The 11,927-nt window shown below is 38.3% G+C and carries 10 protein-coding genes; 9 read left to right on the top strand and 1 reads right to left on the bottom strand.

From position 1 onward, the window contains the following. Positions 1 to 187 precede the first annotated feature (187 nt). The 9 genes from HBB17_RS09025 to HBB17_RS08985 all read left to right on the top strand — a co-directional run bounded on the left by HBB17_RS09025 (position 188) and on the right by HBB17_RS08985 (position 10,780). The gene (locus HBB17_RS09025) at positions 188 to 334 is read left to right on the top strand and encodes a hypothetical protein (protein WP_167957149.1); all 147 of its coding nucleotides are present in this window, start codon (positions 188 to 190) and stop codon (positions 332 to 334) included. A gap of 72 nt (positions 335 to 406) precedes the next feature. After that, positions 407 to 1,606 carry a sodium ion-translocating decarboxylase subunit beta gene (locus HBB17_RS09020; RefSeq protein WP_167957148.1) on the top strand — a complete coding sequence of 400 codons (1,200 nt, stop codon included), beginning with the start codon at positions 407 to 409 and terminating at the stop codon, positions 1,604 to 1,606. A gap of 444 nt (positions 1,607 to 2,050) precedes the next feature. Next, positions 2,051 to 3,706: an ABC transporter substrate-binding protein gene (locus HBB17_RS09015; protein WP_238483710.1), complete on the top strand. Its 1,656-nt coding sequence runs from the start codon at positions 2,051 to 2,053 to the stop codon at positions 3,704 to 3,706. 2 nt (positions 3,707 to 3,708) lie between these two features. After that, positions 3,709 to 4,692, top strand: coding sequence for an ABC transporter permease (locus HBB17_RS09010; protein WP_167957147.1), 984 nt, complete (start codon positions 3,709 to 3,711; stop codon positions 4,690 to 4,692). Beyond that, positions 4,689 to 5,525, top strand: a complete 837-nt coding sequence (locus HBB17_RS09005; RefSeq protein ID WP_167957146.1) for an ABC transporter permease — start codon at positions 4,689 to 4,691, stop codon at positions 5,523 to 5,525. The genes HBB17_RS09010 and HBB17_RS09005 overlap by 4 nt, the downstream gene beginning before the upstream one ends. Before the next feature lie 9 nt (positions 5,526 to 5,534). Beyond that, a complete protein-coding gene (locus tag HBB17_RS09000) occupies positions 5,535 to 6,455 on the top strand; it encodes an ABC transporter ATP-binding protein (protein WP_167957145.1) in 921 nt (306 codons plus the stop codon). After that, a complete protein-coding gene (locus HBB17_RS08995) occupies positions 6,445 to 7,053 on the top strand; it encodes an ABC transporter ATP-binding protein (protein ID WP_167957144.1) in 609 nt (202 codons plus the stop codon). Before HBB17_RS09000 ends, HBB17_RS08995 begins: the two co-directional genes overlap by 11 nt. Positions 7,054 to 7,612: 559 nt before the next feature. Next, complete coding sequence (locus tag HBB17_RS08990) at positions 7,613 to 9,988, top strand: ABC transporter permease (RefSeq protein ID WP_167957143.1); 2,376 nt, start codon at positions 7,613 to 7,615, stop codon at positions 9,986 to 9,988. 18 nt (positions 9,989 to 10,006) lie between these two features. Further along, entirely contained in the window at positions 10,007 to 10,780 is a 774-nt protein-coding gene (locus HBB17_RS08985; protein ID WP_167957142.1) for an ABC transporter ATP-binding protein, read from the top strand. Between the two features lie 19 nt (positions 10,781 to 10,799). On the opposite strand, the gene HBB17_RS08980 is transcribed toward HBB17_RS08985, so the two are convergent. Continuing rightward, positions 10,800 to 11,744 (bottom strand): AEC family transporter, encoded by a 945-nt coding sequence (locus tag HBB17_RS08980; RefSeq protein ID WP_167957141.1) that lies wholly within the window; start codon positions 11,742 to 11,744, stop codon positions 10,800 to 10,802. Positions 11,745 to 11,927: the final 183 nt, after the last annotated feature.

The raw sequence follows: 11,927 nt of genomic DNA, 5'->3' as shown, positions 1-11,927 counted from the left end.
GCATACGGATTCTTTTCATAAGTTTAAAGTATTTGTAATCAATATATTCGTTGTGTTCTCTAGATGACTTTAAATGAAAACCATTATCATAAGTTTTATATATCATGTATATTTACACAATATATTTGATTAAAATCGACAAAATGTTAGTATTTGTATATAGATGATTTAGAAAGGAAGAAGAACGATGTTTTTAAGTATAGCAGTTCCACTAAAAGTAATGGGATTGGGAGTTCTCATATCCTATGGCATCGCTGTTTTGATCAAGCTCTTGCTAAGTTGCATACGGTTATTTGGTCACAAAGAGCATGATTCCAATCAAAACGATATATAAAATGATTGGTTGTATAATAGGAAACCATCATACTAACGATTCCATATTATACAACAAAACGGGAGGAAAAAGATGAATATTTTAGATTCTTTTCAAGGAATTAGCACGATGTTTGAACAGGAGCCTGCAATTGTAGCTCTACGTATCGGACTAATCTTTTTGGGATTTTTACTAGTGTATCTAGGAAAGAAAGGAACACTAGAACCATTGATCATGATCCCTATGGGACTTGGAATGTCAGCGGTGAATGCAGGTGTTCTATTCATGGAGAATAATGAGATCGGGAATCTGATCATTAACCCATTGTTGACAACAACGGATGATCTGATGAAATACATGCAGATCGATTTCTTACAACCAATCTATACCCTTACTTTTAGTAATGGTTTGATTGCATGTTTAGTTTTTATGGGAATCGGTATTATGTGTGATATCGGATATGTATTAGCTCATCCATTTATCAGTATGACATTAGCTTTATTTGCAGAACTTGGGACCATTGCCACATTCCCTATTGCAAAGTTAATGGGACTTTCTGATGGAGCAGCAGCAGCAACCTCCATTATTGGTGGAGCCGATGGTCCAATGGTATTATTCGCCTCATTGAAACTGGCACCAGAATATTTTGTACCAATCTCCATTGTTGCCTATCTGTATTTGAGTTTGACTTATGGAGGGTATCCTTATCTGATCAAACTATTCATACCAAAGGAATTACGTGGAGTTGTAGTTGTTAGTAAAAAAACAAAACATAATATTACATCTACGGAAAAGTTAGTATTTGCCGTTATTGCCAACGCGGTATTATGCCTACTATTCCCTGTGGCAGCACCGCTGTTCTTAAGTTTCTTCATTGGAATTGTAATTCGTGAATCCGCATTGACGAAATACATTAAGTTGATTGAAGAAGGATTCTTATACATAGCAACGTTCTTCCTAGGATTAATGCTTGGTGTTTTATGTGACGCAAGTACAATCTTGAATCCTGTTGTATTAAAATTACTAGTGCTAGGTATGGTAGCCTTAGCATTGTCAGGAATCGGTGGAATTATCGGTGGGTACGTGATTTACCTGATTAAAGGAAAGAATTTCAACCCGGTAATCGGAATTGCTGGTGTATCTTGTGTACCATCAACGGCAAAAGTTGCACAAAAGGAAGTACATAAGGTAAATAAATGCGCCTTCATTCTAGATTATGCTTTAGGAGCAAATATCTGTGGAGTAATCACCACAGCAATTTTAACAGCGTTATATGTTACATTCTTGCAGTAACGATATAAGTATTAAATAGAGAAGAAGTCATACGGATTGAAGATAATCCACATGACTTCTTTTTTATTTACGCGAGCAACGAGCCAAAATCCAAGTTTACTTGAGACCTTGGCGACTGCCGCGATTACTTGATAAACTCGCAAAGCGTGTTTATCATAGTTTTTATAAAATTGATTGTTATATAATATTGATATATTTATACAATTGCTATTAAATTTGACAATAGAATACGGGAAGGTATGTATTGTAATGGGGAAGAAACAAAAAAAATAGAAAATTACTATAGTTTATCTATAGGATATCTAATTATAACCCCCTATCTGGGTTGTGGATTGAGGAAAAGTGTGATAACCTACCCAAATAATATTCAATCTTGATCTACCTGTTTACAAGAAAAGTTGTAATGCGTAGATCAGTTGAATTGAGTAGGAGGAGATTTGCCAAATGATAAAGAAATTCACACGAGTGGGATTAATTATGCTTGTATTACTCACGATGAGCACAAGTCTTTTTGGGTGTGGGAAGAATACACAGACATCGAAAGTAGATACAACCGTACAGAATAAACAAGCAGAGGAACAAAGTACTGGTTCCATAAAGGAGGAATTAGTGATTGCTGTGGGTGATATGACGGAAGGGGACTATGATGCTTGTAAGGGATATACGATGTATGGAACCAATATATTCTATTCCACATTGTTAAAGTTTAATAAGGATCTTGAGACAGAACCCGACCTGGCTTCTGATTACACAGTAAGTGACGATGGATTATACTATACATTTACATTACGAACGGATATCAAGTTTTCAGATGGGGAACAAGTAACGGCAAATGATGTAGTATTTACATACAGGACTGCCAAGGAAACAGGTGCAAGTGTGGATCTAACAATGGTGGAGGAGATAGAGGCAGTTGATGATCATACGGTCCAATTCAAATTAAATCGCCCATATTCTCCATTTGTACGAACGGTAGCATTGCAGGGAATTGTTGCGGAGCATGCCTATGGGGAGGATTATGCCGAGAATCCAATAGCAAGTGGTCCTTTCAAAGTAAAGCAGTTGGATATTGGACAGCAATTGATTGTTGAGCCCAATGAATACTATTATGGTGAGCAGGGGAATTTTGCACAGATTACATTTTTGAATATTGATGAAGAAACTGCATTAACCTATGCACAATCAGGAATGTTAGATGTGGTGAAGATTAATCCAGAGTATGCATATGAAGAGGTGGCGGGTATGCATTTGGAAACCTATGCAACATCAGATAATCGAGGTTTTTCGTTGCCATGTATCCCAGAAAGCACCAATGCTTCAGGAGTAGTGGTAGGTAATAATGCAACTAGTGATATTGCTGTTCGAAAAGCTTTGAACATAGGGATCAGCAGGCAAGAAATCATTGACAATGCATTAAATGGAATTGGAACGCCAGCCTGGGTACGCTTTGAGAACCTTCCATGGGCAAACGAGGAGCCAGGTTTAGAAGATGGTCAGGTAGAGGAAGCATGCAAGATTCTTGCGGATGCTGGTTGGATTGATACGGATGGAGATGGAATACGGGAGAAAGATGGTGTGAAATGTGAATTCACCATAACGGGACGTACGGATGATCTGCAACGGTATAACCTAGCAGTAGCATTGGCACAAAATGCAGAACAGCTAGGTATCCATATCATTGCTGAAGCAAAGGATTGGACTACCTGTAAAGAGGAAGGAAGAACCAATCCAACCTGTATTGGAACGGGAGATTATAATTTTATTGATGTGTATAATGCATTTTCCTCTGAATATGCAGATCCCAATCTTGTTAGTTTGAGTAATCCAGCTATGTATACCAATGAAACAGTAGATGAGTACTTACAGAAGGCATTGGAAGCAAAGACCGAAGAAGAAGCAATTCAAAATCTGAAGTTAGCACAATATGACGGTAAAACAGGTCCCAATGTAGATTTCCCTTACATATGGATCGTCAATATTGATCATACGTATCTGGTAAGAGATGGTCTGGATCTTGGAGAACAGATGATCCATCCACATGGACATGGTCTTCCTATTATACAAAATATGAATGAATGGATGATTACAGGAGATAAATAGGAATGAACAAATATGTGAAGTATATAGTAACAACCTTGTTACGAATGGTTTTACTTTTGATTGGTGTATCCATTGTATGTTTTATGTTGATCACATCGTCACCTATTGATCCTGTTGAAGCATATGTAGGTTCAGAATCGAATATTTCTCAAGAACAAAAAGATGTGATTGCAGAATATTGGGGACTTAATAATCCGCCCGTTCAACGTTATGTGACCTGGGTGAAAAATCTTCTTCATGGAGACATGGGTATCTCGATTGCATATCAAAAACCAGTTACGCAGATTTTAGCACAACGGTTTCAGACATCAGCAGTCCTAATGATAACCGCTTGGATCTTGTCAGGAATTATTGGCTTCTTAATTGGAATAGTCGCTGGTTCACATGCAGGAAGTGTATTAGATCGTGTGCTTAAGACATTCTGCTTTATCTTGTCCTCTACGCCAGCATTTTGGATCGGGTTACTTCTTCTAGCGGTATGTTCTGTGCAACTAGGCTGGTTCCCTGTAGGTTTTGCCGTTCCAGTAGGGAAAGCGGCAAGTGAAGTGACGGTGCTAGATCGAATTCATCATCTTATTCTTCCTGCACTGACTTTAAGTATCACAGGGATATCCAATATCGCTCTTCATACCAGACAGAAACTAATTGATGTGTTACATAGTGATTATGTTCTGTTTGCGAAAGCGAGGGGAGAGTCTGCCTTCCAAATTATCAAGCGACATGGTTTACGCAATATCGCAATACCCGCACTTACCCTTCAATTTGCAAGTTTTAGTGAATTGTTTGGCGGAAGTGTCTTAGCAGAGCAGGTATTTTCTTATCCTGGCCTTGGCAATGCTGCTACGACGGCAGGATTAAAGGGAGATGTTCCGCTATTGCTTGGAGTTGCATTGTTCTCTGTATTATTTGTATTTGCGGGAAATTTTATGGCCAATCTATTATATGGTGTGTTAAATCCACAGATACGGAAAGGAGAGGGACAATGAGAAGAATAAGAAGAAAAAAAAATCAAAGAAAACGGACCATTTATCTCATTCTGCTCATTGGTATATTGCTCCTACTCCTTGTAATTGCTGGGAGGTTCCTGTCACCAGAACAGTATGGACCTGATTACAATGAGAAGAAATTAACCCCTTCCATTCAGCATCTGTTTGGTACCGATTACCTCGGTAGAGATATGTTTGCCCGTACCATAAAGGGTTTATCCAATAGTATCTTAATTGGAACTCTGGCAGCAGGGTTTAGTGCTTGTGTCGCGCTTGTGTTAGGAATTCTTTCTGCCACCATAGGCGGACTGGTAGATAAAATCATATCCTATCTTGTTGATCTATGTATGGGAATTCCTCATTTGGTACTCCTTATGCTCATTTCCTTTATGATGGGAAGAGGGCTGCGTGGGGTTATTGTTGGAATTGCATTGACACACTGGCCAAACCTTACAAGAGTAATACGAGGGGAAGTGTTGCAGATTAAGAATATGCAGTATGTGAAGGTAGCAGAAAAACTTGGGAAAAGTAAGATCCAGATTGCGTTTCAACATATTCTACCTCATGTAATCCCTCAATTTATTATTGGATTGATCTTATTGTTTCCTCATGCCATCTTACATGAGGCAGGGGTGACTTTTTTAGGTTTTGGTTTAAGCGTGGATACACCAGCGATTGGAATTATTCTATCGGAAGCATTAAAACATATTGCAACAGGTATGTGGTGGCTTGTATTTTTCCCTGGAATGATGCTTGTTATGGTAGTTATGATGTTTGACCAGTTGGGAGAGCATGTAAGACGTCTGCTGGATCCATCTAGTGCAAGGGAATAGGGGGAAGATATGGAACGTAAAGAGATTTTAGAAGTAAAGAACCTTTCCGTATCTTTTCAGATGTACGACAAAGGATTACGGCAAAAGGAATTACAAGTGATACGAGATCTTAATATAACTGTTCATGAGGGGGAGATTCTAGCAATTGCAGGGGCATCCGGTTCCGGGAAAAGCCTACTTGCAAATGCAATCTTAGGAATTCTTCCATTACATGCTTCGGTAAAAGGAACAATGAAGTACCGGGGAGAATCCTTAACGTTAGAACGACAACGGAAGCTACGTGGCAAAGAGATTGCTTTGGTACCCCAATCAGTGGGATATTTGGATCCGTTAATGAAAGTTGGAAAACAAGTTGTTGGTGTGAATGGTTCAAAAGACAGACAACGAGAAGTATTTGCCCGATATGGTTTAGGAAAAGAAGTGGAACAGATGTATCCTTTTCAATTATCAGGAGGAATGGCTCGAAGAGTACTGATCGCAACAGCTATGATTTCTAATGCAAAATTGTTGATCGCGGATGAACCAACTCCTGGCCTGAGTACGGAGATGGCGAAAGAAACCATGGGACATTTTCGGGACTTAGCCAAGGAGGGGAGAGGAGTCATCTTGATCACTCATGATATTGACCTTGCTTTTGCGTATGCAGATCGGGTGGCGGTATTCTATGCGGGTACAACAGTAGAAACGGCTCCAGCCAGTGATTTTAGAAAAGGACCTTCTGCATTGCGCCATCCATATTCCAAAGCACTTTGGGAAGCACTTCCTCAAAATGGTTGTAAACCAATACCTGGGACACAACCTTACGCAGGTAATCTGCCTTCAGGCTGTCTGTTTGCACCAAGATGTCCTTATCGCACAGAAGCTTGTGAGACAACGATACCCGTTAGACAGATTCGTGGAGGGGAGGTGTGCTGTAATCATGCTACTTGAAGCACAGAATCTAACATTTGGATATAAGAAAGAACGAAGAATTATAGATGATGTTACGTTGTCAATTGACCGAGGAGAGAGAGTTGCTCTTGTTGGACCTTCCGGTTGTGGAAAGAGTACACTATCCCAGATTTTAGCGGGCTACATTAAGCCACAAAAAGGAATGGTGTTATGGGAGGGAAAACCTTTGCCGAAAAAGGGATATTGCCCCATTCAATTAATTTACCAACACCCCGAGAAAGCCATTAATCCAAGATGGAAATTAGGGAGAACTTTAACAGAGGCATGGCAGCCCGACCCCGTCTTCTTAGAGGAGATGGGAATTGAACCTGCATGGATGGATCGATATCCGATTGAACTGTCAGGTGGAGAATTACAGCGGTTTTGCATTGCACGGGCAATGGGACCAGAAACAAAATTCCTGATTGCTGACGAGATGACCACTATGTTAGATGTGATTACCCAGGCACAGATCTGGCAATTGATGCTGCAACAGATTGAAAAACGCCAGATGGGAATGATGATGGTTACACATAATGAAGCATTAGCGAAACAAATATGTAATCGTATCATTGATTTTCAACAATTAAATCTGTAGTATGAAAACATACTTATGTTTTACAATTGCATTTGTTAAAAGATATTCGGTATGGAATGACAATAAACTGGTAACGTAGTATTTTAGCAATTCTTAATTTAATAATAGAATAATACAAATCTTCTTGAATGAAGGGAAGAAGAACCCCCATATATACGGGGTTCTTTTTGTCATGATTCAAGGAGATTTTTTCTATACTGTGGTTTGGGTGTCAAAAGCCCTTATTTATTTTGAGGCCCGTCAACTTACACATTTAAGTTTGTCTAACATGTAATACAGGACATAGATTGTTCATCGAAAACTTTATTATAAAAATAATTTATTTAAGGATTATTTAATAATTAGCATGTTAGAATGAGTACATCGATCGTAACAACGAAATGTTGTATCCAATCTCTGCTTTATCTCAATAGGGAATGCAAGTATATTTATCATTTGTGTAAGGCTGGTAGAAAGAATGAAGAGGTATGGCTAGGGTTATTAGCTAATGGATTACTTACATTTCTTATAGCAGGAAAGACCTGCGCAAAGCGCTTATCTAAGGAGAGGAGTAAATATCATGTTCTTTAAAATAATAAAAAAAGATTTGCAAAGAAAAAAAGCAATGAACATTATTTTGTTATTATTCTTAATCTTATCATCTGCATTGATTGGAGCGAGTATGAGTGTCTTCTACTCAACGGTTACAGCAATTGATTATTCCATAGATAAATCCAATATAGCAGATGTGATTCAATTATGTAATAAATACGGGGAGGGAGATAAGCTTCTTAAAAGTCTGGATTCTCAAGAAGAATCTCTCTATAAAGTTGTGGAAACGGAGCCATATGTAATAGTAAAAGATTCCGATATTCAGACACAGGATGGCAAAAAGGAACAAAGCGGAGTTCTAATGTGGAGCTGGCTGCAAAAGATTCCAACGAACTACAATAAAGTGTTTGATGAGATGGATGAGGCATTGGTATTAGAACCTGGGGAGATTGCGATTCCAAGGTTCACGAATGAACGAAGGAATATGAACATTGGAGATCAGATTAAAATCACCATTGAAGGGAAATCCTATACCTTTACGATTGCTCATCTTGTAAAAGATATTGCCTTCGGGTCAGAGATGTTGGGGGCAAAGAGGTATTTTCTTACGGATCAGGATTACGAACAAATTGTACAGGAAGTCGGGGCTAGCAACAAAGGAGAGGTGTTGAATTTTAAGGTAAAGGAGGGAACTACCTCAGAGGAACTTGTTCAGCAGATTACAGATTTGGATTATTCTGTTACACAGGGATTTAATTTTACCAAAAACCTTGTTGGTTTTGAGTATGTTTCCAATATGTTAGTGGCTGGAATTATTATGGTTGTGAGTATCATCTTGATTGCGATTGCCTTCATGATTCTGCGATTTACGATTGTATTTACCTTGCAGGAAGAATATAAAGAAATCGGTATAATGAAAGCAATTGGTTTGAAAGAACGACCAATAAGGAGAATCTATCTTGTAAAATATCTGTTTCTCTCTGTTATTGGTGGCGTTATAGGTTTCTTTATTAGCATTCCCTTATCAGTTGTCATGTTGGGATCACTTAAGAATTACCTATTGCTTGGTGATGACCACCTAAAGATTCTGTTGAGTCTATTTGGTGTTTGTCTTGTTATTCTGTTAACTATATTGTTCTGCTATAGGTGTACAAAGAAGATTCGAAAATTTTCTGTAATGGTTGCAATACGCCAGGGGAGTACAGGGGAGCGGTTTCATTCAATTAAACATTTTCCCAATTTGCAGAAGACGAGGCTTAAGATACCAGTATTCTTAGGAATAAGTGATCTGTTTGCTAACGGAAAGCGATTTGTTGTAATGATGATTACATTCATTTTGGGAACTACCATTATGATCATACCGATCAACGCTGCGAATACACTAAAGTCAAATAATATGATTGAGATGCTAGGGCTGGCACAGATGGATTGCTATATTAAGATAGAGTCTTTTGATGGAGAAACGGAGAGTGTTGACGATTATGTGGAAAATCTACGAGGGGAATTTGAAGAAGTTGTACCAGGAATAGATGTTTGGGCGGATTATGGTGTGACAGCAAAATTAATGAATCTAAATCAAGATCGCTCCAAAAATATAGCAGGATATCGAAGTATAGGAAAAGGTGCAGAGGCCTATTCATACCTTGAAGGAGAGGCTCCAAAACTCGCGAATGAAATTGCAGTAACGAAGCAAGTAGCCGCCTATCTAAACGTAGGATTAGGGGATGTCATCTTCCTAGAAGTGAATGGAGAAAAAGCAGAATATGTTGTAACTGCGCTTTATCAAACCGTTATGAATATGGGGGATGGTTTCCGTCTTTCCAATCAGGCTGAAATCACAATGCCAGATGAACAATCCTTCCTGTGGGCATGTAAGTTCCCTAACACAAAGGATACCAAGGACAATATTGATAAATTGCAAAAAGCGTTTCCAGAGATGGAATTCCATACAACACAGAAGTTTCTATCTTCGATGTTAGGTAGTTTTCTAGATTCGGTAGATGATATGATACATCTGTTAATGGCAATTGTTGCAGGTGTAGTGTTCATGATTACGTGTCTGTTACTAAAGATGTTATTAACAAAAGAAGTACCAGAAGTGGCGATACTAAAAAGTCTTGGATTTAAAAACGCATCCATACGCTTGTGGCAGTTAAGTAGAATCTTAATCATTTTATTACTTTCCATCGCCCTTGGTACGGTCATATCCAATACGGTAGGAAATGCATTGGTAGGTTTAGTATTTAAGTTTGCCGGAGCGGAAAAAGTCTTAATTATGACAAAACCTTTGCAAGTGTATATTGGTATACCAATTTTTCTACTGTCAGTAACTACCCTTGCAGCAGTATGTAGTATGGGACAGATTAAGAAAATAAAAATCTGGGAGATCAATAACCAAGAGTAAAAAAGAGGAGTGAAGAGAATGGAAACGGTAATGAAGGTAAGTAATTTATGTAAGACATATATTATGAATAAAAATCAGAATAATGTATTAAGAAATGTTAGTTTTGAGGTGCATAAGGGAGAGTTCATATCCGTTATGGGACCTTCGGGATCCGGTAAATCCACCTTGCTATATACAGTCAGTGGTATGGATAAAATGACAGCTGGTGAGGTGAATTTTGGAGGGAAACTGGTAAGTCAATTTGGGGAGAATGAATTAGCTAACTTACGATTAAATGAGATGGGGTTTGTATTTCAACAGATGCATATGCTACGGAACCTATCCATATTAGATAATATTGTGCTTGCTTCCTATCATAGTGAAGCAGGGAAAACGAAAGAACAGCGAAAACAGAAGCGAGAAAAAGCAATTGCATTAATGAAACAGTTGGATATTATTGATATTGCTGATCATGATATAACAGAGGTTTCTGGTGGACAATTACAACGGGCATGTATCTGCAGAGCATTGATGAATGATCCGAAAGTATTATTTGCAGATGAACCAACAGGAGCATTGAATTCAAAATCAGCAAAAGAAGTGATGAATCAATTCAATCTGGTCAATAAGACCGGGACTACCATATTATTAGTGACGCATGATGTGAAAGTAGCGGCTAAATCGGATAAGGTTCTTTATATGGAAGATGGTAACATACAAGGAGCATTTACCTTGGGTAAGTATACGGATGAAATAACAATTAAGGAACGGGAGCGTACGTTGAACAGTTGGCTGATGGATATGGGGTGGTAAGAACCACGAATCTTCTGCATCAGATTAAGCCCAAGGTACGCAGTAGGTAAACCCAGAATGTTAAGGTAATGGAGGAGAATAAGGTAGCTGTTACGACTACACTGGATGAGAGAACCGCATCGTTATTCATGTTCTTTGCCATAATGTAGCAGGTTACGGTAGTTGGGGAGGCTAACATAACTAAGATTGCCACCAGTTCACTATCACGAAATCCAAACCAATAGGCAAAGGGCAAGAATAGGGTTGGAAGTAAAACCAGTTTGATAAAAGTAGCAACCGCAGTGGGCTTGATTTTCTTGATTGCCTTTTTTCCTTCAAAAGTAGCACCAACTACTAAGAGTGCAAGAGGGGTAGCGGTAGAAGCAACGCTAGAGATTGCTTTAAGCGGTATAGCTGGAACTGAGAGACCCGAAATTGCAATTAAAAGAGCAGCGAATATGGATAATATAATGGGATTTTTTGCAACATTCATACAGGCAGTTCGAATTCGATTTTTATCTTTGACGACATCATTAGAATGGAAAGTTAGTATAATAACCGAAAAAATGTTATAGAGTGGAACAGATGCCACAATCATCATCGGTGCCATACCCGAATTTCCATAGATATTCTGAACGAATGCAATACCAAGAACGGCACTGCTTCCCCGTACACTGGCTTGAATAAAGGCTCCTGTCATTGTTTTGTCTTTCATGAATAAGTCTGCAAGTAACCAAGTAGTAAGAAACATTATTGTCGTAACGATCATACAAAACAAGACAAAGGATAGATCAAAAGTTTCCTTCAAGTTTGCAGTAGCAATATCTTTAAAAAGTAAGCAGGGGAGAGCAATTTTAAATACAAATTTATCTGCAACGGAAGTGAATTCTCTATTCAACATATGCGTTTGCATAAGAATCCAACCCAGTATAATAACAAGAAAGATTGGTATTGTAGCGTTTAAACTAAAGATGAAATTATCCATATGTACCTCCAAGAGGGGCTGTTGTATACCAACAGTCCTTTCATTTTATTCGTGTACGCATAGGTTTTGACATGTAATTTAAGATTTGCTATGCTATGAGTATTAAAATTAGTTAGTGAACAAAGCACACTTTGTTCTGTTATAGTAGTACCATGAAAAAGCGAAAAAGTCAATCAATGGAAT

Source organism: Anaerosporobacter faecicola (assembly GCF_012070565.1).
GTDB lineage: Bacteria > Bacillota > Clostridia > Lachnospirales > Lachnospiraceae > Anaerosporobacter > Anaerosporobacter faecicola.
This window is presented reverse-complemented; position numbering and strand designations above follow the sequence as displayed.

What these genes read in the sequence shown, in the direction of transcription:
- HBB17_RS09025 (WP_167957149.1), top strand. Translation starts at nt 188, where the DNA reads ATGTTTTTAAGTATAGCAGTTCCACTAAAAGTAATGGGATTGGGAGTT.
- HBB17_RS09020 (WP_167957148.1), top strand. Translation starts at nt 407, where the DNA reads ATGAATATTTTAGATTCTTTTCAAGGAATTAGCACGATGTTTGAACAG.
- HBB17_RS09015 (WP_238483710.1), top strand. Translation starts at nt 2,051, where the DNA reads ATGATAAAGAAATTCACACGAGTGGGATTAATTATGCTTGTATTACTC.
- HBB17_RS09010 (WP_167957147.1), top strand. Translation starts at nt 3,709, where the DNA reads ATGAACAAATATGTGAAGTATATAGTAACAACCTTGTTACGAATGGTT.
- HBB17_RS09005 (WP_167957146.1), top strand. Translation starts at nt 4,689, where the DNA reads ATGAGAAGAATAAGAAGAAAAAAAAATCAAAGAAAACGGACCATTTAT.
- HBB17_RS09000 (WP_167957145.1), top strand. Translation starts at nt 5,535, where the DNA reads ATGGAACGTAAAGAGATTTTAGAAGTAAAGAACCTTTCCGTATCTTTT.
- HBB17_RS08995 (WP_167957144.1), top strand. Translation starts at nt 6,445, where the DNA reads ATGCTACTTGAAGCACAGAATCTAACATTTGGATATAAGAAAGAACGA.
- HBB17_RS08990 (WP_167957143.1), top strand. Translation starts at nt 7,613, where the DNA reads ATGTTCTTTAAAATAATAAAAAAAGATTTGCAAAGAAAAAAAGCAATG.
- HBB17_RS08985 (WP_167957142.1), top strand. Translation starts at nt 10,007, where the DNA reads ATGGAAACGGTAATGAAGGTAAGTAATTTATGTAAGACATATATTATG.
- HBB17_RS08980 (WP_167957141.1), bottom strand. Translation starts at nt 11,744, where the DNA reads ATGGATAATTTCATCTTTAGTTTAAACGCTACAATACCAATCTTTCTT.